The sequence below is a fragment of the Polaromonas sp. P1_F2 genome (assembly GCF_056405735.1).
In genome coordinates, this window is sequence record NZ_JBFUBN010000009.1 from 115,017 (window position 1) to 138,519 (window position 23,503).

At 61.1% G+C, this 23,503-nt stretch carries 24 protein-coding genes; 11 read left to right on the forward strand and 13 right to left on the reverse strand.

Annotation, left to right across the window (positions count from 1 at the left end; genetic code table 11):
• Window positions 1–146: 146 nt before the first annotated feature.
• The 4 genes from ylqF to AC1D0O_RS17950 all read left to right on the forward strand — a co-directional run bounded on the left by ylqF (window position 147) and on the right by AC1D0O_RS17950 (window position 3,325).
• A complete protein-coding gene (gene ylqF, locus AC1D0O_RS17935) occupies window positions 147–1,112 on the forward strand; it encodes a ribosome biogenesis GTPase YlqF (RefSeq protein WP_477654857.1) in 966 nt (321 codons plus the stop codon).
• A gap of 157 nt (window positions 1,113–1,269) precedes the next feature.
• Window positions 1,270–1,986, forward strand: coding sequence for an RNA polymerase sigma factor (locus tag AC1D0O_RS17940; protein WP_477654858.1), 717 nt, complete (start codon window positions 1,270–1,272; stop codon window positions 1,984–1,986).
• A gap of 50 nt (window positions 1,987–2,036) precedes the next feature.
• Window positions 2,037–2,609, forward strand: coding sequence for a ferritin-like domain-containing protein (locus AC1D0O_RS17945; RefSeq protein ID WP_477654859.1), 573 nt, complete (start codon window positions 2,037–2,039; stop codon window positions 2,607–2,609).
• A 146-nt stretch (window positions 2,610–2,755) separates the two neighbouring features.
• Window positions 2,756–3,325, forward strand: coding sequence for a hemerythrin domain-containing protein (locus AC1D0O_RS17950; RefSeq protein ID WP_477654860.1), 570 nt, complete (start codon window positions 2,756–2,758; stop codon window positions 3,323–3,325).
• A 649-nt stretch (window positions 3,326–3,974) separates the two neighbouring features.
• On the opposite strand, the gene AC1D0O_RS17955 is transcribed toward AC1D0O_RS17950, so the two are convergent.
• From AC1D0O_RS17955 to trxC, 3 genes are all read right to left on the reverse strand, one after another.
• Window positions 3,975–4,634, reverse strand: coding sequence for a GDSL-type esterase/lipase family protein (locus tag AC1D0O_RS17955; RefSeq protein WP_477654861.1), 660 nt, complete (start codon window positions 4,632–4,634; stop codon window positions 3,975–3,977).
• 50 nt (window positions 4,635–4,684) lie between these two features.
• Complete coding sequence (locus AC1D0O_RS17960; protein WP_477654862.1) at window positions 4,685–6,052, reverse strand: TAXI family TRAP transporter solute-binding subunit; 1,368 nt, start codon at window positions 6,050–6,052, stop codon at window positions 4,685–4,687.
• Window positions 6,053–6,137: 85 nt separating this feature from the next.
• Window positions 6,138–6,575, reverse strand: coding sequence for a thioredoxin TrxC (gene trxC / locus AC1D0O_RS17965; RefSeq protein WP_477654863.1), 438 nt, complete (start codon window positions 6,573–6,575; stop codon window positions 6,138–6,140).
• Between the two features lie 122 nt (window positions 6,576–6,697).
• Here trxC and AC1D0O_RS17970 point away from each other — a divergent pair, with 122 nt between their 5' ends.
• Window positions 6,698–7,267 (forward strand): DUF2242 domain-containing protein, encoded by a 570-nt coding sequence (locus AC1D0O_RS17970; protein WP_477654954.1) that lies wholly within the window; start codon window positions 6,698–6,700, stop codon window positions 7,265–7,267.
• A 237-nt stretch (window positions 7,268–7,504) separates the two neighbouring features.
• Window positions 7,505–8,149, forward strand: a complete 645-nt coding sequence (locus AC1D0O_RS17975; protein WP_477654864.1) for a hypothetical protein — start codon at window positions 7,505–7,507, stop codon at window positions 8,147–8,149.
• 88 nt (window positions 8,150–8,237) lie between these two features.
• On the opposite strand, the gene AC1D0O_RS17980 is transcribed toward AC1D0O_RS17975, so the two are convergent.
• The 3 genes from AC1D0O_RS17980 to AC1D0O_RS17990 all read right to left on the reverse strand — a co-directional run bounded on the left by AC1D0O_RS17980 (window position 8,238) and on the right by AC1D0O_RS17990 (window position 10,600).
• On the reverse strand, window positions 8,238–8,750 hold the full coding sequence (locus tag AC1D0O_RS17980) for a hypothetical protein (RefSeq protein WP_477654865.1): 513 nt from the start codon (window positions 8,748–8,750) through the stop codon (window positions 8,238–8,240).
• Window positions 8,751–9,492: 742 nt separating this feature from the next.
• The gene (locus AC1D0O_RS17985; protein WP_477654866.1) at window positions 9,493–10,374 is read right to left on the reverse strand and encodes a peptidoglycan DD-metalloendopeptidase family protein; all 882 of its coding nucleotides are present in this window, start codon (window positions 10,372–10,374) and stop codon (window positions 9,493–9,495) included.
• Between the two features lie 7 nt (window positions 10,375–10,381).
• The gene (locus AC1D0O_RS17990; RefSeq protein ID WP_477654867.1) at window positions 10,382–10,600 is read right to left on the reverse strand and encodes a hypothetical protein; all 219 of its coding nucleotides are present in this window, start codon (window positions 10,598–10,600) and stop codon (window positions 10,382–10,384) included.
• Between the two features lie 291 nt (window positions 10,601–10,891).
• Here AC1D0O_RS17990 and AC1D0O_RS17995 point away from each other — a divergent pair, with 291 nt between their 5' ends.
• The 3 genes from AC1D0O_RS17995 to AC1D0O_RS18005 are packed head-to-tail and all read left to right on the forward strand — an operon-like array spanning window position 10,892 to window position 12,075.
• A complete protein-coding gene (locus tag AC1D0O_RS17995) occupies window positions 10,892–11,365 on the forward strand; it encodes an SRPBCC family protein (RefSeq protein WP_477654868.1) in 474 nt (157 codons plus the stop codon).
• The gene (locus AC1D0O_RS18000; protein WP_477654869.1) at window positions 11,346–11,702 is read left to right on the forward strand and encodes an ArsR/SmtB family transcription factor; all 357 of its coding nucleotides are present in this window, start codon (window positions 11,346–11,348) and stop codon (window positions 11,700–11,702) included. Before AC1D0O_RS17995 ends, AC1D0O_RS18000 begins: the two co-directional genes overlap by 20 nt.
• Window positions 11,703–11,724: 22 nt before the next feature.
• Complete coding sequence (locus tag AC1D0O_RS18005) at window positions 11,725–12,075, forward strand: DUF2200 domain-containing protein (RefSeq protein WP_477654870.1); 351 nt, start codon at window positions 11,725–11,727, stop codon at window positions 12,073–12,075.
• Here AC1D0O_RS18005 and AC1D0O_RS18010 read toward each other — a convergent pair.
• Both AC1D0O_RS18010 and AC1D0O_RS18015 read right to left on the reverse strand, forming a co-directional pair.
• Window positions 12,072–12,677 carry a DUF938 domain-containing protein gene (locus AC1D0O_RS18010; RefSeq protein WP_477654871.1) on the reverse strand — a complete coding sequence of 202 codons (606 nt, stop codon included), beginning with the start codon at window positions 12,675–12,677 and terminating at the stop codon, window positions 12,072–12,074. The genes AC1D0O_RS18005 and AC1D0O_RS18010 overlap by 4 nt on opposite strands.
• 73 nt (window positions 12,678–12,750) lie before the next feature.
• A complete protein-coding gene (locus AC1D0O_RS18015; RefSeq protein WP_477654872.1) occupies window positions 12,751–13,641 on the reverse strand; it encodes an SDR family oxidoreductase in 891 nt (296 codons plus the stop codon).
• Window positions 13,642–13,718: 77 nt separating this feature from the next.
• Between AC1D0O_RS18015 and AC1D0O_RS18020 the strand changes: the two genes are divergently transcribed.
• Entirely contained in the window at window positions 13,719–14,624 is a 906-nt protein-coding gene (locus AC1D0O_RS18020) for a helix-turn-helix transcriptional regulator (RefSeq protein ID WP_477654873.1), read from the forward strand.
• A 53-nt stretch (window positions 14,625–14,677) separates the two neighbouring features.
• Here AC1D0O_RS18020 and AC1D0O_RS18025 read toward each other — a convergent pair whose 3' ends face one another.
• The 5 genes from AC1D0O_RS18025 to AC1D0O_RS18045 all read right to left on the reverse strand — a co-directional run bounded on the left by AC1D0O_RS18025 (window position 14,678) and on the right by AC1D0O_RS18045 (window position 22,924).
• Window positions 14,678–16,549 (reverse strand): M48 family metallopeptidase, encoded by a 1,872-nt coding sequence (locus AC1D0O_RS18025; RefSeq protein ID WP_477654874.1) that lies wholly within the window; start codon window positions 16,547–16,549, stop codon window positions 14,678–14,680.
• Between the two features lie 154 nt (window positions 16,550–16,703).
• Window positions 16,704–17,288 (reverse strand): pseudouridine synthase, encoded by a 585-nt coding sequence (locus tag AC1D0O_RS18030; protein ID WP_477654875.1) that lies wholly within the window; start codon window positions 17,286–17,288, stop codon window positions 16,704–16,706.
• Window positions 17,289–17,867: 579 nt separating this feature from the next.
• Window positions 17,868–18,707 carry a hypothetical protein gene (locus AC1D0O_RS18035; protein WP_477654876.1) on the reverse strand — a complete coding sequence of 280 codons (840 nt, stop codon included), beginning with the start codon at window positions 18,705–18,707 and terminating at the stop codon, window positions 17,868–17,870.
• 1,234 nt (window positions 18,708–19,941) lie between these two features.
• Window positions 19,942–21,012 carry a GmrSD restriction endonuclease domain-containing protein gene (locus AC1D0O_RS18040; RefSeq protein WP_477654877.1) on the reverse strand — a complete coding sequence of 357 codons (1,071 nt, stop codon included), beginning with the start codon at window positions 21,010–21,012 and terminating at the stop codon, window positions 19,942–19,944.
• 67 nt (window positions 21,013–21,079) lie between these two features.
• Window positions 21,080–22,924: a glutamine--tRNA ligase/YqeY domain fusion protein gene (locus AC1D0O_RS18045; RefSeq protein ID WP_477654878.1), complete on the reverse strand. Its 1,845-nt coding sequence runs from the start codon at window positions 22,922–22,924 to the stop codon at window positions 21,080–21,082.
• Window positions 22,925–23,056: 132 nt separating this feature from the next.
• Here AC1D0O_RS18045 and AC1D0O_RS18050 point away from each other — a divergent pair, with 132 nt between their 5' ends.
• Window positions 23,057–23,461 carry a hypothetical protein gene (locus tag AC1D0O_RS18050; RefSeq protein ID WP_477654879.1) on the forward strand — a complete coding sequence of 135 codons (405 nt, stop codon included), beginning with the start codon at window positions 23,057–23,059 and terminating at the stop codon, window positions 23,459–23,461.
• The last annotated feature ends 42 nt before the right edge of the window (window positions 23,462–23,503 follow it).

Genomic DNA, 23,503 nt, shown 5'->3' on the forward strand with positions numbered 1-23,503 from the left:
ACTTATTAACAGTTCAGGCAGCAAATCAGGCGCAGGACGCCGCGTATTTTGCGGCATGGCGGCCGCAGGGCCGCAGCGGCGACAATAGGGCATCGCCGCGGCGCTCATGCCCGCCAACCCCCGAACCCAAGAAAGAAACGATCCAGATGGCCATCCAGTGGTTTCCCGGTCACATGCACCTGACCAAAAAAGCCATCAGCGAGCGCATCAAGGAAATTGATGTGGTCATAGAGCTGCTCGACGCCCGCCTGCCCGGCTCCAGCGCCAACCCCATGCTGGCCGAACTCACCAGCGGCAAGCCCGCGCTCAAGGTGCTCAACAAACGCGACCTGGCCGATCCCACGCGCACGCCGCTGTGGCTGGACCACTACAACAGCCTGCCCGCCACCCGCGCCATCGAGCTGGACGCCAGCGAGACCACGCCCGCGCGCCGCCTCATCGACGCCTGCCACGCGCTGGCGCCCACGCGCGGCACCATGGTCAAGCCCATGCGGGTGCTGATCTGCGGCATTCCCAACGTCGGCAAGTCCACACTCATCAACACCCTGACCGGCAAGCGCGCCACCAAGACCGGTGACGAAGCCGGCATCACCAAGGTCGAGCAGCGCCTGGTGCTGGCCGACGGTTTTTACCTGTGGGACACGCCCGGCATGCTGTGGCCGCGCATCATCGTCGCCAAGAGTGGCTACAACCTGGCCGCCAGCGGCGCGATCGGCCGCAATGCCTTCGACGAGGAAGAGGTGGCGCTGGAGCTGCTCGACTACCTCATCAAGCACTACCCCGGCCTGCTGGAGGCGCGCTACAAGGTGGAGGTGACGCCCGGCATCACCGACGAGCAGCTGCTCGAAGAGATAGGCCGCAAGCGCGGCGCGGTGCTGTCCAAGGGCCGGGTCAACCTGCAAAAAGCCGCCGAGATCGTGATCTACGAATTCCGCGGCGCCACTTTGGGCCGCATCACCTTGGAGACGCCCGCCGAGTACGCCGAATGGCTGGCCGCCGGACGGTTGCTGGATGCCGAGCGGCAGGTGAAGAAAGACAAGATTGAGACCAATCGGCTGATCAAGTTCAAGAAAATTCCGCGACCGCAAAAAGCCGGCGACACGGACGGCTGAGGGCCGCGGCCGCCCGGCCGGGCATAACAGGCGGCCGGCCAGCGGTCGATGCGCACCCAAGACAGGAGGCCGGGCAGGGCGGCCACAGGCCGTCCCTAAAAAAAACCGGAACGCCGGCGCTTGCGCCGCCATCTAATGGGCATACACGCGGATTGCCATGATGCCCCTTCCCACCCTAGCCCCCGCCCCGCTGGACGCCAGCACCGACGCCGAACTCGTCAAGCTGGCCGCCGGCGGCAACGACCTGGCATTCGCGCAGATCATGCGGCGCCACAACCGCCTGCTGTTCCGGACCGCGCGCAGCATCCTCAAAAGCGACGACGACACGCAGGACGCGCTGCAGGACGCCTATCTGCACGCCTGGCGCGCGCTGCCGGACTTTCGCGCCGACGCGAAACTGTCGACCTGGCTGGTGCGCATCGTCGTCAATGAAGCGCTGGGCCGCTTGCGCCGCAAGGGCGCACAGGTCGTGCCGCTGCATGCCGCCGTTCCGACGGAAGAAGAGGGCGACACCGCGGAGGCATCCATGCCAGCCAATCCCGACGAGCAACCCGAATCCACCGCCATGCGCGCGCAGGTGCGCCGGCAGATCGAGGCGCGCATAGACACCTTGCCTGACGCGTTTCGCACCGTCTTCATGCTCAGGGGCGTGCAGGAAATGAGCGTGGAAGAAGCCGCCGCCGCGCTGGGCATTCCCGAGGCCACGGTGCGCTCCCGCTTCTTCCGGGCCCGTAGCCTGTTGCGCGAAGGCCTGTCGCGCGATATCGACATGGCCATCGCGGACGCGTTTTCCTTTGCCGGCGAGCGCTGCGACCGCGTGGTCGAAGGCGTGTTGGCCCTGATCGCCCGGGAGCGGGAATCTTCCCGCCCGTGATGCCGGCCACTGCACCGTTTCCCCGTTCACCCACCCCACTGGAGATTGCCATGTCTTTTTTTCAAATGCCCACCCCTCTTGCCGCCAGGCGGCTGTTCCTGGGCCGCTCCGGCGGCCTCGTGCTTTCGGGCGCCGCCGTCGCCTTGCTGGCCGGCCGCGATGCGCTGGCCGCCAAAGCCGGAGACGCCAAGGCCGGCGACGTCCAGATCCTGAACAAGGCCTTGGGCGCCGAACTTGAAGCCATCGCCGCCTATCAACTGGGTGCCGAGAGCAAGCTGCTGGCCCCGCCGGTGCTGGACCTGGCCGTGACCTTCCAGGGCCACCACAAGGCGCACGCCGCCCTGCTGGCCGCCACGGTCGAGAAACTGGGTGGCAAGCCGGCCACGGCCAAGGGCCAGTACAACTTCCCGGTAGACCAGCTCAAGACCCAACTCGACGTGCTCAAGTTCGCCGCGCAGCTGGAGCAGGGCGCGGTCAGCGCCTACCTCGCGGCCGTTCCACTCTTCGGCAACCGCGACCTTTCCCGGGCGGCGGCCAGCATCCTGGGCGACGAGGCCATGCACTGGGCTGTGTTGCGCCAGGCTATGGGTGAGGCGCCGGTGCCTGGTGCGTTTGTGGCTTGATTCGGGTGCGGAAGGGACTGGCTGGCAACTGTTTGATGCGCCGGCTTGATCTTCGTCAAGGCCGATGGCGGCGCTTGCGGGCATTCTTGGCGGCAGTACCGACCACCTTACCGCCACCGGAGGCCGCCATCCATAAACATGCCAGCGTGCAGATCATCCTCGATGAACACGCATCCCTTTCCGCCATGCTGCGCTCCATGCTGATGATGGTGGCGCGCGGCCCGGGTGACCATGCGCAGAGATTCTTCGACGTGCTGCGGGCCATGCTGTTCTACATCGATGAATTTCCCGAGCGCCTGCACCACCCCAAAGAATCGAACCTGCTGTTCCCGCGCGTGGTGCGCCTGGCGCCGGCGGTCATGCCCATCGTGGAACGGCTGGAGCGAGACCATATGAACGGCGAGAAGGCCGTGCGCGAACTGCAGCACCTGCTGCTGGCCTGGGAGCTGCTGGGCGAGCCGCGCAAGCCCGCTTTTGAGCTGCACTGCAAACGCTATGTGGAGTTCTACCTGGAGCACATGCGGCTGGAAGAATCGGTCATCCTGCCGGAGGCGGAAAAGGTGCTGGGTGAGGCCGACTGGAAGGAACTGGACGCGGCCTTCCTGCAGAACCGCGATCCGCTGGCCAGCCGGCATGGGACCGACCCGGTGTACGACCGTCTGTTCTCGCGGATCGTGAGAGAGGCGCCGGCTCCCATCGGGTTAGGGGACGCCTAGCCGGGTCTTGCGCCGGCTTGCGCGCCCTTGCCCTTTGCATAGGGTTGCTGGCCGGGGGTTGCCCGGCGGCAAGTAACTTTCTTTTGCTTCGCCAAAAGAAAGTCACCAAAGAAAAGGCGACCCGCAGTCTGGGTCCCTACGCTACGCTTCGGGCAACCTGTGGTGCTCGAGCCAAGCGGGGTCTGGCTAAACTCGCCTTCGGCTCAAACAACGCCAGCCCTGATCCGCTTGTCTCTGCGCTCCTCGGCCCAGCCAGGACGGGGCAATCGGGAGCGGGAGCGGGGACAAAAAGACAAAGAACAAACCAGGACAAACAAGGACTCGCCACGGCGAGTCCTTGTTTCTTCGGGTATTTGGTATTTGTCTTTCCAGTCCCCACCCCTTGTGGATGCGCCGAGGAGCACAGGTCCAGACGGATCAGGGATCGCGTTGTTTGAGCGAAGCGAGTTTAGCGAGACCCCGTCTGGACCGAGCACCGCAGGTTGCCCGTAGCGAAGCGAAGGGACGCAGCAACCAGGGTCGCCTTTTCTTTTGCTTACTTTTCTTTTGGCGAAGCAAAAGAAAAGTGAGTAGCCGCCGGGCTACCCCCGGCCAGCAAGACTAAGAGGGGAGCGCACCGCCGGAGCAAAAACCGGCCTCGACCCCGGCCTCAAGAGGCCAAAAACTTCATATCCCTAAGCCAAGCCGCCAAGCGTTCGGCAAAAACCTTATAACCCTCCGCATTCGCATGAATCTGGTCCGACCGCAGCTCACTGCGCGACAGCACATAAGACCAGCCGCCGCTGAAAAGGGGCGTGCCGGTTTCCTTCGCCACTTCGGCATACACCTCATGGTCGCTCAGTGAATTGGTCGCGGCCGCAATGAACACCGGCTTGGGCTGCGCGATCAGCACCACCTGGGCGCCGGCCGAAGCGGTTTGCACCAGGCTTTTGAGCGCGGCGCGCGTGCGGTCCAGCGGCAAGCCGCGCAGGAAGTCGTTGCCGCCTATCGACACCAGCACCAGTCCCGGCGTGTTTTCCTGCAGCAGCGAGGGCAGCCGCGCCAACGCGCCCTCGGCCGTGTCGCCGTTGAGGCCCGCGTTTTTGGTGACGTAGCCCGTCAGTTGCTCCAGCTGTTGCGGGTAGCCGGCGCCTGCCACGGCGCCGTAGCCGAAGGTCAGCGAATCGCCCAGGCACAGCAGCACGGCTTCCTTGGGCAGTGTCTTGCCCTGCGGCTTGGCTTTTTTGGAGCAGCCCGCGGCCAGCAGCAGGGCGGAGGCGGCGCCGCCCAGCAGCAAATGGCGGCGAAAGCTGGAGGTGGAGAAGGGCATGGTGTGAAGCGAAGTGTGGTGGAGTGGAGTGGGTCAGATGCTGTTGAGGTTCATGAAGGATGGGCGGCTTGCGGCGGCGCCATCGGTGCCTCCGGCGCCTGCGCATGCAGCTGCTTTCTCACATAGTCCACATGCTGGCGCAGCGTGTAAACCCGGTCTGAAAAGTCCAGCGCGAACTTCATGTGACTCACGTCGTGTTCTATCTTGTCGAGCCGCGCGGTGGCCTCGGCGACCTCCCGCGCATCGAGCCGCCGCGCACCGATGTCGCGCTCCATCTCCAGCAGCGCGCCGTAGCGGCGGTAGAGCCGGTTCTTTTCCTTGAACTCGAACAGCCTGGGCACGATGCGGAACACCGGGATCGCGATCGCCACCAGCGGCAGCAGCACCAGCAGCAGGCGCTGCAGGGCGTTGGCTGCCCAGTAGGGCAGGTAGCGCTGCAGAAACGGCCGTCCGTCCTTGTAATAGCGCGCCGCCTCATCGGCCAGCGGAAATTCCGTCGCGGCCCCGTTCGGGAACTCGCCCGGCCTGTTCAGCAGCGTGGCGCCCCGGTGCACTTCGCGCGCGGCCTCCAGCAGCAGATAGGCCAGGGCCGGGTGCAGGTCCTTGTGGATCACCAGGTTGGCCGTGGTGGCCAGCAAGGTGATGTCCTGGCGCGGGCGGTCCTGCGCCGGGTCGACCGAGCCGGCCTTGAGCGTGACCAGCGAGAGATAAGGCAGGCGCCGCGTCAGCCCCTCGGCGTGTTCAATCGACACCAGGTGCGCCTCGTCCTGCTTGCTCAACAGCATCTGCACTGCCGGCGTTTGCGGCGCGCCAATCAGGAAGAGCGCGTCGATCTCGCGTGCCAGCAGCGCCTTGGCCGCCGCCTGCCCGCCGCCGGTCGTCAGGGTGGCGTTGGCCGGCGTGACGCCATAGGCTTGCAGCAACTCCAGCGCCACCTTGCGTGTGCCGCTGCCTTCCACGCCGATGGCGACTTTTTTGCCCGTCAGCGGGCCCAGGCCCTTGCTTAAAGTTTTGGCCAGCGCCGGCGAGGTGAACATCCAGACCGGCTCGTAACCCACCACTCCCAGCGAGCGCAGCGGCGTGCTGGATTCCGGCTCCTGCGAATCAAGCTGCAACAAACCCAGGCCGCCCTGCACAAAACCCACCGGCATACCCGCGTTCAGGCGCTCAAGGTTTTGCACCGCGCCGCTGGAAGGCATGAGCTCCAGCGTCACGCCGTTGGCGCTTAAATAGCTTTGGTACCTCAGCGCGAACTGGTGCGCCGCGCCGTCCACCGCACCCGTCGTCATCTGGACCTGCCGCGGCGGCGCCGGCAGCAGCGAGCGCGAGAACATCGACAGCAGCACCGCGAGCCCGCCGATGATGGCCACCGCAAGCAGGAAGGTCTGCTTGCGGCTCAGGGAGGGGATGATCAGCATGGGTGCAGTCTAACCAAGAGCCTGCAAGCCACAAAGCGGACGCTATGGCCCAGCCAGGCCATGTGTCGTCAAGCCGCCAATGCGCTCAGCGCAAATTCGCCCGCACCCAGCGCAGAATATCCGCCGCGCCCATAGCGCCCGCCTGGCGCGCCACTTCGCGGCCGTTCTGGAACAGCGCCAGGGTCGGAATGCTGCGGATATTGAAGCGCGCGCCCAGATTGGGCACGGCCTCGGTGTCGACCTTGGCCACGCGCACTTGCGGCTCCAACTGCGCGGCGGCTTGCTCGTAGGCCGGCGCCATCTGCCGGCAGGGTCCGCACCACGGCGCCCAGAAGTCGACCAGCACCGGAATCTGGTTGCGGCCGATGTGTTTGTCAAAGGCCGCTTCGTCGAGCGCGGTGGAATGCGCCACAAACAGCGCTTTCTTGCAGCTGCCGCAGCTGGGCTCGCTGCCCAACTGGTCGGCGCGCACGCGGTTGGTGGTGTGGCAGTGGGGGCAAACGATGTGCAGCGAGTCGGTCATTGTTTGTAACTGGGGCGCCGGGGAGGCTTTTCAAGCCGGCGCAGGGTGTACAAATACGTCCTGCGTTCCGTGCGGGCGCGCTCGAAGATTTCCAGATTGTGAAAGGGGTACCGGTTTTGAAGCTGTTTTGGAAGCATGGTCGCCTGGCATCCGCCGCAGGCATCTTGTCCGGTGCGCTGGGGATACTGCTGTTCACGGGCTGCGCCAGTGGCGTGAAGTCCTTTCCCCTGCAGGAAAAATTCGGTTCCACCGCCACCTATTCGCGCCTCTTCGACGCCAGGCCCGAGCAGACCTGCGAGGCCGCGCGCCGCGCGCTGCTGAGCCAGGGCTACATCATCAACATCGCCAGGGCCGACCTGGTCGAGGGCCAGAAGAGCTTCCAGCCCGAAGCCGAGTCGCACCTGCAGATGGTGATACGCGTGGTGTGCGCGCCCGAAAGCGCCGACGGCAAGATCAGCCTGGGTTTTGTCACCGCGCTGCAGGACAGCTACCAGCTCAAAAAGAGCAACAACTCCGCCAGCCTGGGCGTGGGCGCCCTGGGCTCGGTGTCCCTGCCTTTCAGTTCCGGCAATGACTCCATGGTGAAAGTCGGCAGCGTCACGATTTCGTCGGACGCGTTTTACGACGGCTTTTTTGAGCTGCTCAGCCGCTACCTCGCGACGGTGGACGATTTGCCGCCGCAATCCCAATAGGTAACTCATATTTGCCCGTTTTGTAAGGCGGCGCTACATCCTGATACGCCGGCATGCCGCGCGGTAAACATGGGGTAAAAGCGCGGCGCATTACATCCGCCCTACCTCCGCATTACACGGCGTTGACCTTGGGGTTCCACGATGAAGGCACTGAAGCACCCAGGCCCCTCCAGGCTGGCGCTTTGGAAAAGCAAGCCCCCCGGTTTGCTGCTTCACTCATTGAGCAAAGGAGCCCCCATGAAATCGAAACTCTTGACCGCATCCCTTCTGGCCACCGCGCTGGCCGCGGGCCTCGCCGCCGCGCCGGCCATGGCGCAGCCGGGTCCTTATTCACCTTCCTATCCGCCTCAGGTGGTGTATGCGCCTGCTCCGCAAACGCCGGGCATAGACAACGCGCAGCAGGCCGTCAGCGAACGCATACGCCAGGGCCTGCAGTCCGGCCGCATCACGCCCTCGGAAGCCCGTTTGCTGTACCGCCGCGACAACGATATCCAGAACCGTGAGGCCGCCTACAAGGCCGACGGCCGCGTCACGCCGCAGGAACGCCAGCAACTGCGCGCCGACATGGCCCAGCTCAGCGCCGAAGTCGAACGCGCCATCGCCAACAACCGCACCGTCGCCGTCGGCTATCCGGCCGACAGGCTGGGCGGCATCGACAGCCAGGAGTTCAACATCCGCCAGCGCATTGATGAAGGCGTGCGCAGCCACCGCCTGAGCCTGCGCGAAGCCGGCCGCTTGCAGGCCCGCGAGGAGGCCATTGAACGCCGCGAGGCCGCTTACCGTTCCGACGGCGTGGTGACGCAGCAGGAGCGCCGTGACCTGCGCGCTCAGCTGAGCGCGCTGCGTGATGAGGTTGAACGCCTGATCAATCCGCGCGGTTAAACACCAAAGGCTTACCAAACCTTGAGGCATAAAAAAACCCCGGTCAGCGCATGGCGCCGGCCGGGGTTTTTGTTTCAAGCGAAAAGAATCAGGCTGCTTTGGCGCGGCGGAAAGCCGTGCTGCGCTTGGCCGCGGTCTTGTGCTCACCGGCAATCTTGCCGGCCAGTGCGGCGCTCTTTTGCTCGATCTGCGCGGCCAGCTTGCTCAGAGCCAGGGCGCCGGGGGCGGTGGCCTGGGCCAGGGTGTTCAGCGCGGTCACGCCGGTTTTTTCTTCAAACAGGCTGGCGTTGGCAGCGGCGCGTTCGACGCCGGCTTCTGCCACTTTCACGAGCTGGCTCACCACCTGCTCGGCGCCGTTGGTCGTCAGCAGCAAGCCCTTGGTGTAGTAGGCGCTGAAGGCGGCTTGCGCGGCCGAAGCGTTTTTCGCGGTCTCGGCCGTCAGTTCGGTGCGCGATTGTTTCAGGGCTGTGTTCCAGCGCTGCTCCAGCAGGCTGACCACACGCTCACCGCCGGCACGGTAGGCCTGGATGACGTTGAGGGCGGTATTGCCGTAGGACTCGATCAGGTCGGTGGCAACGGTGGAGAGGTTTTTGGCGCTCATGGGAATTCCTTTGTTAGGCTTTGACGATGGGCTTATCTTGCCGGGTTTGGCTAGTGAGGGCGACCTAACGGGTTAGAGAGGGGTGTCCAGATGCCGGGTCTTGCGCCGGCCTTGCGCGCTCTCCTGTTCTCTCTGCTGAGGGTTGCTGGCCGGGGGTAGCCCGGCGGCTACTCACTTTTCTTTTGCTTCGCCAAAAGAAAAGTAAGCAAAAGAAAAGGCGACCCTGGTTGCTGCGTCCCTTCGCTTCGCTACGGGCAACCTGCGGTGCTCGATTCAGGCGGGGTCTCGCTAAACTCGCCTTCGGCTCAAACAACGCGATCCCTAATCCGCCTGAACCTCCGCTCCTCGGCGCATCCACAAGGGGTGGGGACAAGAAAACCAAACAGCCAAATACCAATAGCGAATACCTGAAGAAACAAGGACTCGCCTTGGCGAGTCCTTGTTTGTCTTGGTTTGTTCTTTGTATTTTGTCCCCGCTCCCGATCCCGATTGCCCCGTCCTGGCTGGGCCGAGGAGCGCAGAGACAAGCGGATCAGGGCCGGCGTTGTCTGAGCGAAGCGAGTTTAGCCGGACCCCGCTTGGCTCGAGCACCGCAGGTTGCCCCGTAGCGAAGCGCAGGGGACCCAGACTGCGGGTCGCCTTTTCTTTGGTGACTTTCTTTTGGCGAAGCAAAAGAAAGTTACTTGCTGCCGGGCAACCCCCGGCCAGCAGAACCAAGCAAAGACCACACGCCGTGGCAAGCTCAACCCACCAAGAACAAAGCCGGATCAACCATCGCCCGGTTAAGCATCACGCCCCAATGCAAATGAGGCCCGGTCACCCGACCGGTAGCCCCCACCGCCCCCAGCCGCTCGCCAGTCTTGAGCAGGTCGCCAACCTTCACATCCACCGCACTCAAATGGCAAACCATACTCAAAAGCCCACCCCCATGGTCCAGCCACACCGTGTTGCCGTTAAAGAAATAGTCACCGGTATCAATGACCCGCGCCAGCAACGGCGCCAGCACCGGTGTGCCGGTGGCGGCCGCGATGTCCATGCCGCTGTGCGGGTTGCGTGGCTGGCCGTTGAAGATGCGCCGCAGCCCGAAGGAACTGGAGCGCCTTCCCGGCACCGGCACGCGCATACGCAAGGAACCCTGCGGCAGGGGTTCGCTGAAGATCGCCATCACAGCCTCCTGGTGCGCGCGCTCGCGTTCATAGCGCGCCAGGTCTTCCGGCGACAGGTCCACCGTGCGCGGCTCCACCTTGAGTTGCTGCTCGCTGTAGTGCTTGGGCGCTATCGTGTAAGCGATGTCGCGCCGGCTGCCGTCCGCGGCCTGCACCGTGATGCTGGCCTCGCCGGGCTGGGCCGAGAGCGCGATGCCCACCAGTGCCGTCCATTCCCTCGCATCGCCCAGCACCAGCAAGGGCACTTCGCCCGCATACGCTGTGGGCCGCAGCGCCGCCGGGCCCAGCGGCAGCAGCGCCACGCCGCCGGGCACCTGTGAGGCGCGAGGCCAGATGGCGGAGGAGGGCGTTTCGGCCAGGCCCGAGGCCGGCAAGGCCAGCCAGCCTGTGGTGGCGAGCAGCGCCGAGCGGCGGGTCAGGGATAAAGGGATGGGGGCGCGTGAAGGAAGGGAATGCATGGCGCCATTATTGCGGCGTCATGGTGATTTTTCCCTCGTTCACATAGTCGTCGAACTGGATGCGCGGAATGGCCGTCACGGCGCGCACGCCGTCGCCGGCGTCCCAGCTCAGCGTGGCGCTGTCGGGCTCCAGTGCGACTTCCACCCGCACGCGCGGGATTTCAATCGGCGTACCGTCACCCGGTGTGTAAGTCACGTCACCGGTAATCATGGCGAACTGGGGCATGGCTGTCTCCTGCAGGGTTAGGCGAAGGGCGAAGGGCGATGGGCGGTAAACGCCGGACACCTCTATTTGACACGCAGCGCGGGCCAAGCCGTGTAGGCGAACACCACTTTGAAGAGGGCTTGGCGCAGGCGCCGATGAGGCATTTAGCATGCAATTTTCGCCATGTGGTGAGGGCATGGCATCTGCTTGCATTTGACGGAACGGTGTTGAAAACGGTTTCAAATTAATGCAATCAAATGGTTGCGCTACGGTATTTGCCCATGCACAATTCATGCAACAAGGAGATTGCATATGACTTCATCCACTTCATCCACGGACCGTATTGAACGCAGCACATTGATCAACGCCCCTGTTTCACAGGTATGGCGCGCGCTGACCAATGCCGAGGAGTTCGGCAACTGGTTCGGCGCGGCGCTCAAGGGAAAAAAGTTCGTCGCCGGCCAGCAGGTGCAAGGCCAGATCACCATTGAGGGCTATCGGCACGTGATGTTCGACGCCTTGATTGAGCGCATGGAGCCGGAAAAACTGTTTTCTTACCGCTGGCACCCCTATGCGGTCGACCCGGCCGTCGACTATTCAAAAGAGCCCACCACGCTGGTGGAGTTCACGCTCAAAGACACGGGCAAGGGCACGCTGTTGACCGTGGTCGAATCAGGCTTTGACAAGATACCGGCGGCCCGCCGCGCGGACGCGATCCGCATGAACACCGGCGGCTGGGAAGGCCAGCTGGTCAATATCCAGAAATATGTCACCTCGCAGTCCTAAAGCAAGCCAAGCAAGCCCATCCCCCCAGCCCGGCCCCGCGGGCGTCTTCGCCGCCCTGGGCGACGAAACCCGCTTGCGCCTGGTGGCCGTGCTCTGCGTGGGCGGGGCCGTGTCTATAGCCCAATTAACGTCCACCACCGACATCACCCGCCAGGCCGTGACCAAACACCTGCATGTGCTGGCCGATGCGGGCCTTGTGCACCACGTCAAGGTCGGGCGCGAGCGGCTGTGGCAGTTTGATCCGCAGCAACTCGACGAGGCCCGCCGCTCGCTGGACCTGATCGCCCAGCAGTGGGACCAGGCGCTGGGCCGCCTGAAAGCGTCGCTGGAGGCCTAGGCCATCCACAGAAGGAAAAACGATGGCCGCACACAAGATTTTCTCGATGGCATTCGCCAAGGTCTATCCGATGCTGGTTCACAAAGCCGAACGCAAAGGCCGCAGCAAAGAAGAAGTCGACCAGATCATTTGCTGGCTGACGGGTTATGACCAAAAGGGACTGGATCGGCAAATAAAGCAGCAAAACGACTTCGAAACTTTCTTCGCCCAGGCTCCGGCCATGCACCCGAATGCTTCGCTGATCAAGGGCGTGGTCTGCGGCGTCCGTGTCGAAGAGGTCGAAGACCCGCTGATGCAGAAAATACGCTACCTGGACAAGCTCATTGATGAGCTTGCAAAAGGCAAAGCGATGGAAAAAATCCTGCGGACCTAAGCCCGGCCCCACACCAGCAACAGGTTGTTGGCCGGCATCGCATGCCGCGCTTTCAAGCGCAGGCCGGCCCGTGCCGCCTCCTGTTCCACCTCTTCCCTGCGGCGGATGCCCCAGGCCGGGTCCTGCGCGCGCAGGCTTTGGTCAAACGACAGGTTGCCTTCCGAAGTCGGCACGTCGTCTTCCAGGTAAGGCCCATAGGTCACCAGCACACCGCTGGCCGCCAGGTGGCGCGCGCTGCCTTGCATCAGCGCGGCGCAGGTCGCCCAGGGCGAGATATGCAGCATATTGGCGCAGTAAATCAGGTCGAATTTTTCAGTGCCCGGAAGCCACTCGGGCGCCATGACGTCGAGCACCCGGGGAGTGCGCACATTGGGCAATCCCTGCTCGGCCACCCAGGCCGAGATCGAGCCCAGTGCGGCCGGTATCGCATCGGTGGGTTGCCAGGTCCATTGCGGCAGGCCCGCCGCAAACCAGGCGACGTGCTGGCCTGTACCGGAGGCGATTTCGAGTGCGCTGCCTTGCCCCGGCAAGACCTTGCGCAGGACGTCGAAGATGGCTTGTTTGTTGCGGTCCGCCGCGGGGCTGAAGTTCGGGCTTGGCATGGGTGTGATTAAACCGCACACCCCTGCCGATCTCAACTGGTTTCAACTAATCACAACTGACTCTCAGCTGACGTCAGCTGAAATAGCCACCGTCCCGCATGTCCGCCAGCAAGTCCGCTTCCCGTGGCTGCCATCCCAAAGAAGCGCGGGTGAGGGCGCTTGAGCTCGGGTTGTCGGTGGCCACAAAGCGCGCCAGCCAGTCGAAATGGCCTTGCGCTTCATCGGCCGTGATGCCGCGCGCAGGAACACCCAGCCCCGCGCCTATGGCCTCGGCAATCGTGCGCAGCGCCAGGCCTTCCTCGGCAACCGCATGCAGGCGCCCGCCGGGCAGGGCGCTTTCCAGCGCCAGCCTGAAGAGGCGCGCCGCGTCCAGCCGGTGCACCGCCGGCCAGCGGTTCATGCCCTCGCCGATAAAGGCCGACACACCCTTGCTGCGCGCAATACGCACCAGCATGGGCACAAAACCATAGTCGCCCGCGCCGTGCACCGAGGGCGGCAGCCGCACCACGCTGGCGCGCACCCCCCGGCCGGCAGCGGCCAGCACCATGGCCTCTGCTTTCGCACGCGGGTTGGGCGAGGCTTCAGGCACGGGTATGTCCTCCGTCGCCGGGTGGGCGTGCGCCGCAAGCACGGTGACCGATGTCGCTACCAACGGTTTACCCGAACCTTCAAGCGCGTCCAGCATGGCCGTGACGGCCTGGCGGTCGGTCTCGGCGGCGGCGGCGTGTGCCGAAAAGTCATGAATGAAAGCGGTGTGGATCACACCATCGCAGGCCCTGGCCGCGGCGGCCAGGCCGGCGGTGTCCGCCAGTTCACCGCGATGGGCCTGCGCACCGAGCCGCGCCAGTGTGTCGGCCGCCGCATCGCTGCGCGCCAGGCCCAGCACCTCGTGGCCCGCGGAAAGCAGCTCCTGCACAATGGCTGAGCCGATGAAGCCTGTGGCTCCGGTCAAGAAAACACGCATACTGAACTCCTGAAAATCAATGAGCCCGCATCTTGCGTCGCCACCCCTATTTAAAAAAGCCGTGAGCGTATACAGGTATGAGCACTAACACCCTGACGACCCCCGCAACCCAGTCGGCACAGCCTGCGCAAGCGGCGCAGACGGCACAAGCGACACCCCTCACGCTGGGCGCTTTCCTGCGCGACCGCCGCGCGCGCCTGCCGCCCGCGCCGGGCGCGGACAGCCGCCGCCGCACACCCGGCTTGCGGCGTGAAGAAGTGGCCACGCGCGCCCATGTGAGCGTCACCTGGTACACCTGGCTGGAGCAGGGCCGCGGCGGCCCGCCGTCGGACGAGGTGCTCGAACGGCTGGCCGGCGCGCTGGCGCTGGACCGGGCCGACCGCGAGTTCATGTTTTTGCTGGCCCAGCAACGGCCGCCGCCGCTCAAGCCCACAGCTTCAGCGGCCGTCCCGCCCGCCCTGCAGCGCGTGCTCGATGGCATGCCCACCCACCCCGCCGTCGTGAAGACACTGACCTGGGACATCGTGGCCTGGAATGCCGCGGCGGCAGCGGTGCTGAGCGACTACGCCGCGCAGCCGCCCGGCGGGCGCAACCTGCTCAGGCGCCTGTTCACCGACCCGGTTATGCGCGGCATGCCCGACTGGGAGGCCAATGCGCGCTTTGCCATTGCCGCCTTTCGCGTGGACGCGGCGCGGGCCGGCGACAGCCCCGAAGCGGCCGCGCTGGCCGAGGAACTGCAGGCCGGCAGCAAAGACTTTCGCCGGCTGTGGGCCGACAACGAAACCAGCAGCCACTACGTCGGCGTCAAGAAAATCGAGCGCGCGCCGGCCGGGCCCATCACGCTCGAGTACCAGTCCTTCCCGGTCGACAGTGCGGCCGGGCTCAGCATGATTGTGTTCACGCCGGTGACGGCGGCGGATGTGGAGGGGGTGGCCTTGTTGATGGCGAACAAGGCCGGGCGCTTGAAAAAAGAAAAGCGCTGAAAGCCAGTGAAGTGCCAGCCGGCTTTCGCCGGCTCTTCAATCTCAGGCGTGTTTCAGGCCGTTTCGGTTTCAGCGGCTTGGGCTTTTTGCTGCGCCCGCATGATCTGGTGACGCTGCCAGTAGCTCCCCAGCACCGCCTTGAAGTGCTCTTCCTGCTTGCCCAGGCCCTTGAGCTTGATCGTGCTGGTGCGCGCGCCCAGCATGCCCTTGTCGAAGTGCGTGACGGTGAGCGTGTTGCCAAAACTGCTGTTGTTGAAGGTCATGCCCTTGACCTCGTCCCATGACAACGGCACGCCGTCGTCCGCCGTGGCATGCAGGCCTTCATAGCTGATGTCGATGCGCTTGTCCTTGCCAAGGTCAAACGACACCGGCGGAAAGTAGCGCAGCACGACGGCGCGCTCTTCTTCGTTGGCCGGCTCATAGCGGTAGGCCAGGCTTTGCTCATGCGCGGCGGCAAAACGCTGCTCGTAGTCTGTCCACAGCCGCTGCTCGATGGCGGCGGCGGTCGATATTTCATCGGCCCAGGTGGCTTGGGGCACGGTGGTCACGATGGCGCCGTAGCTGTCTTCGGCCACCTTGTGGTTCACATTGCGCATGCGTTCCACCAGCGGCGGATGCGTGTCGTAAGGGTGCGGCACGGCGGCGGTTTTCATGGCCGTCACAAACTCGCTTGAGTTGGCATAAGGGTGCAGGCCTTCAGCCACAAAGCCGGCGATGCCCAGCGCGCCGGTGTGTTGCTGCTCTTGCTCAAACAGCTTGCGCTCTACCGTGTTGCGGTAGCTGGAGTAGGCCGAGATCTTGATCAGCGACTGCACGATGGACTGCGGCGCCGTCAGCTTCGCGGCCACACGGTCGGCGGTGTATTCGCGCTCGCGGCTGTCGCGTGCCAGCGCAAACTCAAACACCATGCGGTACAGGCGCAGCAGGTAGTGGGCCACGATGGTCAGCCCGCCGCTGCGCATTTGCCAGGTGTAGAGGTCAAACTGGTTGAGCTTGGGGCCCAGCGCCGCGCTGCTGCGTGTGTCACCGCCGCCCAGGTGGGCCAGCTCGTGCGCCAGTACGGCATCGGCCTCGGCGGTGTCCAGCACCCGCAGCAGCGGGATGCTCACAAACAGCGTGCGGCCCGTCACGGTCTGGCCGGCCACCGTGCAGGGTGCTTCGGTCACGAAAAAGTTGTTGTCGATGCCCGCAATGATCTGGTCCGGCGGGGATGTCTTGACGCGGCCCGCCAGTTGGCGAATGCGATCCCACAGGCGCGGGGCGTCGGCTTCAGACAGCAGCTCACCTTCAATGGTGTTGCCCGACGGCAATTTTTTGAACAGCGTGTAGATGGCATAAAAAACCGCCAGGGCCGCCATGATGCCGGCCAGGCCGACCAGCTTGATGTAGTAGCTGTGCCAGAAGTAAGCCGTGAGCCAGAAGGAAAGCCACACCAGCATGGCGCTTTGCAAGGTGACCTCCACCGCGCTTGAAATGGTCATGAGCCGCCAACCCGCCACAAAGCTCGCATAACGCAGGCCGCGGTTGACAAAGGCCAGCGCGCCCAGCACGCCGGCCGCCACCAGCAGCGCGGCGCCCAGGATCAATGTCCAGAAGGCGGCACGCTCGGCCCAATGAAACCACCAGTGCATGGAATACGCGCTGCACACCTTGTCGTGAAAGACCTGGTTCTCCGGCCCGGTGGCGGCGCAGGCCATCGACAGCCTGTGCGTGTCGTAAAACGCAATCTCATCCGCCTTCTGCGCCGGCGTCAGGTCTTTGGCGGCATTGATTTGGGAAGTGACGCGCTGAATGAAGTCCTTGTCCTCAGACTGCAGCGCATAGTGCGTGAAAACCAGCGTGACCGCCGGAATGAGAAAGAGCGATGCCAGGGTCAGCAAAAACACCCGCCAGAGGTCGGCGTGGATCGTGCGCGCAGCAGCCATGGGGAACGTCCTTTTTGAGTTTTGAATTTGAACCGGCCGATCATACGGGCGGCCATGCGCTTGGCCGTCGAATGGGAGGGCAACAATTCACCAAAACGAGTGCTGTTTCAGTTTGTTTCCAATGGCCTCGCCTGCCTTCGATCTGCTGAAATGCTCAGCCGGCGTCCGCCTGCTCCTCGGTTTCGCGCCAGGCGCCTTGCGCCAGGCCGTCCAGCGCATAGGGGCCTATGGATGAACGTATCAGCCGCAAGGTCGGGTGGCCCACGGCGGCCGTCATGCGCCGCACCTGGCGGTTGCGGCCTTCACGTATGCCCAGCGCGATCCAGACGGTCGGGATGGCCTTGCGCACCCGCACCGGCGGCTCACGCTCCCACAGGCCGGGCGGCGCCTCCATGCGCTCGGCGTTGGCTGGCCGCGTGAGGCCGTCGTTCAGCTGCACGCCGCCGCGCAACGCGGCCATCGCCGAGTCGCTGGGCTCACCCTCCACCTGCACCCAGTAGGTCTTGAGCATCTTGAAGCGCGGGTCGCTGATGCGCGCCTGCAATTGGCCGTCGCTGGTCAGTAGCAGCAGGCCTTCACTGTCGGCATCCAGCCGCCCGGCCACATAGACGCCGGGCAGGTCAATGAAATCCTTGAGCCCGCGCCAGCGGCCTTCGGGCGTGAACTGGCTCAGCACGCCATACGGCTTGTTGAAGCAGATCAAGCGGTGGGTGACGACGGAGGTGGGTGGAGGAGGCATGTTGTTGTTGTGTGGGGCTGCCTCAAAATCCGTTACTGTTCAGCGCCCCATTTTTTCCAGAGAAGCTTCACCATGGGTATGTTCGTGAGGATTACGTTGCTGTTCTTGGTGAATTTTGGCGTATGAAGGTTAAAGCGCGAGTGAGAAATAACCTAGGCTGCTAGTCTGGAAAGAGTGCGACTAGGAGACTAACTGAAGTGTCTAAAAAAATATGAAGCGAAGCAAATAAAGTGAAAACGGTTGCTGTCTGCACGAAATACGGACTAACCAAGGGATTAGTTGAGTCGGCCAATACATTCACTACCAATGAAAATATGACAAAGACCGCCTGTTCTATTAACGCCAATCGACATTGACTAACTGAGTCACGAACACTACCGCCGTGTTTGTCGAGAAGTTCACGTAGCTTCACTGCGATAACAGCGGTGGTCTGCACATTAATTGCTAGAAGGCCAATAACTATTGCGGTTAGATTGGGCAGCAGAACTTTGGTCACCATTGCTGATCCCGTCCAAGAAACCAAGGCTACAGCCGCTATGGCGGATATGAGATAACAAAAGTAATTGCGAGAGAGCCTAATCACGATAGCGATTTCCTGATGAGTCCTTCTAGAAGTTTTGCATCCGTACTTTGAAAAATCATCTCATCGATCTCGATTGTTTTAACTTGTGTAGAGGTTCTGATTTCTTTTTTAATTCCAGTAATTTTTACTGAAATATCCCCACCTCCCTGCGATGCGTATTCAACGCAACTAGCAACCATCTCATCACGACCATCAATTTCAAGAGAGGTTCCTGGAAGAGCCTCCAATTCCAAATTTGCTTTCTGGCAGTTTGATTCGGCGTTCAGTTTCTTGAGATCAATTTTTAGAACATGTGAAATGTTTGCCATGTTCGGTGCAACCATTTCAAATCTCACTCGGCCGATTCTTCCGCGATAGCTATCCATCAATTCCCAGAATTTTGTAGCTTCGAATTGCTCCTTCACCTGAATCGTTAATCCATGTCGTCTCAATGCACCATCTAAGGATCGGTGAAGCAATTTCACGACGGAGTGTGTTGTTTGAAATGCTCTTTGGTTTCGAGAAATTCCTATGATCTGAACATCGGGGGAGTTATTTATAAATACTGTTAGGTGAGGCCACGTATCGAGACTCTCCCGCTGAAAATCCGGTGTTTCCCGCGACATTTTTCGAGGAGGCGCAATCATTACAACGAACCAGTTCTCCTGTTGCAGTAGGACTCTCTGCTGAATGGGATAGCCTTTGCTTGAAATGAGCCGAAAATCTAACAGGATGCGCCAGAAGAACTCATTTTTTTGTTCGCGAATCTCTTCCACTGAAAATTCGGAATCGAAGAGGTGTTGTTGCTGTTGAGATGTTGGCAGCAATTGATATCGGTAGAGTTCAAATTGCGCCATGCGCTTCGTCCCATTAGTTATTCTTTGTTCTACTGAAGGCCCAAGTCAATTTAGTATTGAATGGTACGAAATTATCTAATGTGACATTGGACTTTTACTCCAACTATCTTCATACAGGGGGCTTGGTTGAAGTCGGATTTACCCTCTCCTCCAATCTGATGACTTTCAGGTTCGTCGCCAGATACCCATGTCGCTCAGAGTGGAAGCGCCAAAGCGGACAAGCCAATCAATGTTGTGTCGACAGAGAAAAATCGTGATCCTCGGGATTTCAAATGCAACCGCTAGAGAAAATCTTCCTCGCTCAGGGCGAATCATTTGCTGAAGTTCTAGCCTAGTTCGTTCTTTGACGGATTTACTTATGGTTAGCCCTATGCCCTCTCGCTTGTCTCTGCCACCCGCCACTTTATCTTGGTATCTTGTGGGGTAATCGATCTATGTGAAATGAGTTCACGAAGGCATTGCAAGCATTTGCATGCGCTACAGCGCTGAGCTGTTGCAATCAAGAGGGGAGGGACGGCTGAGGTCGCTGGATTTGCGGTATTGCGAGAACGTACACAGCACTGGATTAATTGTGCGGCGGCGTGGTGAGGTGTTCGCTATACGAGTCGACTAGGAACTCAAATGCCTGGCAATTGTTAGCATCTCGAATAAATAGTTCTGCAACCGCGTTTGGGAGGGATTTGCTCGAAATATCGTTAAGAGAAAGCGACTCGGACGCCTATCCCTTGGCGGTATTGGGAGATTTCCAATCACAAGACGCTTAAATACGTCTAGAGAATGTGCGCTTCGATGAGCTAACGCATTTCGAATTTGATGCAATTGGACTAGTAATGCCTCTTCTGAGCGCGAAAGAGTGACGAAAGGGGAGTCTCTTTTAAAAAAAACTCCTGCGCGCTTCTTCGTGTTTGAGTCATACGGAATCCAGTCAATGTAGCTTTTCCCCCCCAGCATCACATCCTTAGCTTTTGAGGCAGGTTTAATGTGAAATAGTGGATGTGAAGCGGTTGAAGGAGAAGTGACAAGGCCCGATACGTACCCCAAAAATAGATCTTCAATAAATCGTTCTAAAGATACAAAAGCATCTAGGTATAGGCCGGCATAAATTTGCTCCACATCGAAGACGGAAATTTTCCCCTCGCTATGAAGTTGGCCTACACGACTACTAGTTCGATCTAACTTTATATACCGACGTTGCAGTGTGAGAAAAATATCACTGGCCGGAGTTGGCATACGGTCAGATTTTTTCGTTGGTCAAGTATTCAACAACTGTTTTTCTAGAGTTTAAATGTGTAGTTCGACGCGCAATCGCGTCCATGACTTTGTCGGGTGCCGACCGGGCATCAATACTCTCGGCACACTTTCTGATGCGCGAGATCTGTGCTGTGGAAATTCCTGCGGGTTTCGTTTTCTGGGAGACCGGTGTGCCGATGCCGTATGCAAAGTGATAAAGCGTTGCAAACAATGAGTAAAAAAGAGTCTTTCGCTTATATGGGAGAACATTGAGCGATTTCCCAAATTTGGATTCAATGATTTCAAATACGTGACGAAATCGTTTCTCGACCTCATCCGCTGATTCAAAATTCTCATCATATTGCGAATAAACGTTAGTAATCGCCGTTGCCGTTTTCCCAGAGATACCTCTAAGCATTAAAAGAAATAATTCACTTGTTAGCTCAACCTCATTCATACGAGCTATGTTGTATTCCGTAAAAATTCCCCAGCTACGCCAAGCCTCCAAATACTCTGCGGCTATTTCGTAGCTGAGAGTTTTGAACTCCCCGGAAAAATCGGCGTTGCGCAACTCCTGGTCATTTAACTTCACGCCAGTTGAATTCATTCGTGCAAAGATTTGCAGTACTTCGCGATCATCGACACTGGATGGCAGCACATGAACGCTGAATTGATAGTCCAAAATTCTTTGGCGTAAATCTTCACTCAGTTCGGAAAAATTCAATCCAGCTAACTCTTTGCTGTGAGCGCGCATGATTGTGAATGCGTCCTTTTGCTGATTAAAGTTTCTCAGGCCTTCCGGATACACATAAGAAAGAATCGTACGAATGCGTTGTTGTCCGTCGACCACCTCGCGCTTAGTTAGAAGCGTTTTTAGGTCGGTCTTTTGATCTCGGAGAAAAATGATGGGCATAGGCAGCCCTCGGAGAATCGTATCTATCAGAAAAGACTTCGCCCCTGACTTCCAAACAAGGCGCCGTTGAAAGCTTGGGCTCAATACCAAGGTATTGCTTTTCTCCCAAGCTACAAAGTCGCTTACCGTGTACAGGGTTTTTCCGATATCGATGTTTTTCATGACTGCCTCTGTTTTTTTGATCACCCGGATGAATTACTCAATAACTACGAAATTTTTTCCACAGCGTTCATTTTCCCCAGCTGTCTTTCATGCCAGTGACACGGTTGAACACGACTTTTCCGTCCTTGTGGTCAACACTGTCCGTCACAAAGTACCCATGCCGCTCAAACTGAAAGCGCGTACCGGCAGGCACCTTGGCTAGTGAAGGCTCGACATAAGCCCTCACGGTCTTGAGGCTCTCGGCATTCAGTTCATCCAGAAAATCCTTGTCGCCGGTGCCGGGGTGCTCAACGGTGAACAGCCGGTCGTAAAGCCGCACTTCGGCTTCAACGGCGTCGTTGACGCCGACCCAGGTGATCACGCCCTTGACCTTGATGTTGTCGGAGCCCGGGGTGCCGCTCTTGGTGTCGGGGATCAGGGTGGCGTGCACTTCTGTCACCTTGCCGTCGGCATCTTTGACGGCGCCTGTGCATTCAATGACGTGGCCGTATTTGAGGCGGACCTTGCTGCCGGCAATCGCCTGTTTGCTGGCGTTGACGTGGGGCGGGAACAGGCGGAAGAAACCTTTGGGTGGGGTCTCTTCGTAGTCGGTGCGTTCAATCCAGACTTCCTTGCCGATCTTGAAGTTTCGTTTGCCCATCTCTTCGTGGTGCGGGTGCACGGGGGCGCTGCAGTCGTCCAGCTTGCCGGCGCCCATGACTTCGTCCCAGTTGGTGAGCACCAGCTTGACGGGATCCAGCACGGCCATGGCGCGCGGGGCAATCGGGTCCAGGGTGTCGCGCAGTGCACCTTCGAGGGTGCTGTAGTCGATCCAGCTGTCGCTTTTGGTGACGCCTATGCGTTCGGCAAAGAGCTGCAGCGCTTCGGGCGTGTAGCCGCGACGGCGCAGGCCGACGATGGTGGGCATGCGGGGGTCGTCCCAGCCGCTGACGCGCTTTTCATTGACGAGCTGTGCGAGCTTGCGTTTGCTGGTGAGCACGTAGCTGAGGTTGAGGCGCGCGAATTCGTATTGGCGCGGATGCGGCGTGGCGATGAGTTTGCCTTCTGCCAGGCGGTCGAGCAGCCAGTCGTAAAAAGGGCGCTGGTCTTCAAACTCCAGGGTGCAGATGCTGTGGGTGATCTGCTCGAGCGCGTCTTCGACCGGGTGGGCGAAGGTGTACATGGGGTAGATGCACCATTTGTCGCCGGTGTTGTGGTGGTGGGCGCGGCGTATGCGGTAGATGGCCGGGTCGCGCATATTGATGTTGGGCGAGGCCATGTCGATTTTGGCGCGCAGCACGGCGGCGCCGTCGGCGAGCTTGCCGTCGCGCATCTCGCGAAAGCGCGCCAGGTTCTCGGCGGGTGTGCGGCCGCGGAAGGGGCTGTTGGTGCCGGGGTGGCCGAAGTCGCCGCGGTTGTGGCGCATTTCTTCGGCGCTTTGCTCGTCGACGTAGGCGTTGCCGCTTTCGATCAGGTACTCGGCGGCGCGGTACATGAAGTCGAAGTAGTCGCTGGCCTGGTAGGCCTTGTCGTCGCCTTTACTGTTGCCTAACTGTGCCCAGTCGTAGCCCAGCCATTTGACGGCGTCGATGATGCTGTCAACGTATTCGGTGTCTTCTTTTTCGGGGTTGGTGTCGTCAAAGCGCAGGTGGCAGACGCCGCCGTAGTCGCGCGCCAGGCCGAAGTTCAGGCAGATGCTTTTGGCGTGCCCCACATGTAGGTAGCCATTGGGCTCGGGCGGAAAGCGCAGGCGCACCTTGGCGGGGTCGGGCTGGCCGGCGGCGTGGTGGGCGGCGTCCCCGGGGCTGCCGCCCCAGCGGCGGCTGGCATAAGTGCCTTCGGCCAGGTCTTTTTCGATGATCTGGCGCAGGAAGTTGCTGGGCTTGTGGGTTTCTTTGTCGGCGGGGGCTGAGGCAGGGGCGGGAGAGGTCATGGGCTGATTTTAGGGCTTACCCGGGGAGGGTTACGTTTGGCTACTCTCTTCACGGTGCGTGCGGTATGCCATTACAGGTGGCCTGCGTTTAATAAGCACATGGGCATTTCCTGCCCAGTTAAGGAGAACCATATGAAGACAGCCATCAAAGCAAACCGCTCCCTCGCACTGGCAGGCGCCGCCGCCACGCTGGCCGTGGCCTCGCTGGGTTTTGCAGGTGCTGCCCAGGCCCGCGACAACGTGTCGTTTTCCGTGGGCATCGCTGCTCCGGGCGTGGCGGTAGGTGTCACCAACGCCTACCCGGTGTACCAGCAACCCGTGTATGTTCAGCCCGCCCCCGTTTACGTGCAGCCGGCGCCGGTCTACTACCCGCGCCCCGTGTATGTGCAGCCGGCACCGGTTTACTATCCGCAGCCCGTGTACTATGGCCCGCGCCACGGCCACAGGCACCATGGCGGCTACTACGTGCAGGGCCCACGCCCCGGCTACGGTTACGGCCCCGGCTATCGTCCGGCACCGGTTTACTACCAGCGCTAAGCCGCTAAACCAGCCCAGGCAGCAAAAAGCCCGCATCTTGCG

Coding starts and splice junctions, on each gene's coding strand:
- ylqF (WP_477654857.1), top strand. CDS start 147: ATGGCCATCCAGTGGTTTCCCGGTCACATGCACCTGACCAAAAAAGCC.
- AC1D0O_RS17940 (WP_477654858.1), top strand. CDS start 1,270: ATGATGCCCCTTCCCACCCTAGCCCCCGCCCCGCTGGACGCCAGCACC.
- AC1D0O_RS17945 (WP_477654859.1), top strand. CDS start 2,037: ATGTCTTTTTTTCAAATGCCCACCCCTCTTGCCGCCAGGCGGCTGTTC.
- AC1D0O_RS17955 (WP_477654861.1), bottom strand. CDS start 4,634: ATGCCCTTCTCCACCTCCAGCTTTCGCCGCCATTTGCTGCTGGGCGGC.
- AC1D0O_RS17960 (WP_477654862.1), bottom strand. CDS start 6,052: ATGCTGATCATCCCCTCCCTGAGCCGCAAGCAGACCTTCCTGCTTGCG.
- trxC (WP_477654863.1), bottom strand. CDS start 6,575: ATGACCGACTCGCTGCACATCGTTTGCCCCCACTGCCACACCACCAAC.
- AC1D0O_RS17975 (WP_477654864.1), top strand. CDS start 7,505: ATGAAATCGAAACTCTTGACCGCATCCCTTCTGGCCACCGCGCTGGCC.
- AC1D0O_RS17980 (WP_477654865.1), bottom strand. CDS start 8,750: ATGAGCGCCAAAAACCTCTCCACCGTTGCCACCGACCTGATCGAGTCC.
- AC1D0O_RS17985 (WP_477654866.1), bottom strand. CDS start 10,374: ATGCATTCCCTTCCTTCACGCGCCCCCATCCCTTTATCCCTGACCCGC.
- AC1D0O_RS17990 (WP_477654867.1), bottom strand. CDS start 10,600: ATGCCCCAGTTCGCCATGATTACCGGTGACGTGACTTACACACCGGGT.
- AC1D0O_RS17995 (WP_477654868.1), top strand. CDS start 10,892: ATGACTTCATCCACTTCATCCACGGACCGTATTGAACGCAGCACATTG.
- AC1D0O_RS18000 (WP_477654869.1), top strand. CDS start 11,346: ATGTCACCTCGCAGTCCTAAAGCAAGCCAAGCAAGCCCATCCCCCCAG.
- AC1D0O_RS18005 (WP_477654870.1), top strand. CDS start 11,725: ATGGCCGCACACAAGATTTTCTCGATGGCATTCGCCAAGGTCTATCCG.
- AC1D0O_RS18010 (WP_477654871.1), bottom strand. CDS start 12,677: ATGCCAAGCCCGAACTTCAGCCCCGCGGCGGACCGCAACAAACAAGCC.
- AC1D0O_RS18015 (WP_477654872.1), bottom strand. CDS start 13,641: ATGCGTGTTTTCTTGACCGGAGCCACAGGCTTCATCGGCTCAGCCATT.
- AC1D0O_RS18020 (WP_477654873.1), top strand. CDS start 13,719: ATGAGCACTAACACCCTGACGACCCCCGCAACCCAGTCGGCACAGCCT.
- AC1D0O_RS18025 (WP_477654874.1), bottom strand. CDS start 16,549: ATGGCTGCTGCGCGCACGATCCACGCCGACCTCTGGCGGGTGTTTTTG.
- AC1D0O_RS18030 (WP_477654875.1), bottom strand. CDS start 17,288: ATGCCTCCTCCACCCACCTCCGTCGTCACCCACCGCTTGATCTGCTTC.
- AC1D0O_RS18035 (WP_477654876.1), bottom strand. CDS start 18,707: ATGGCGCAATTTGAACTCTACCGATATCAATTGCTGCCAACATCTCAA.
- AC1D0O_RS18040 (WP_477654877.1), bottom strand. CDS start 21,012: ATGAAAAACATCGATATCGGAAAAACCCTGTACACGGTAAGCGACTTT.
- AC1D0O_RS18045 (WP_477654878.1), bottom strand. CDS start 22,924: ATGACCTCTCCCGCCCCTGCCTCAGCCCCCGCCGACAAAGAAACCCAC.
- AC1D0O_RS18050 (WP_477654879.1), top strand. CDS start 23,057: ATGAAGACAGCCATCAAAGCAAACCGCTCCCTCGCACTGGCAGGCGCC.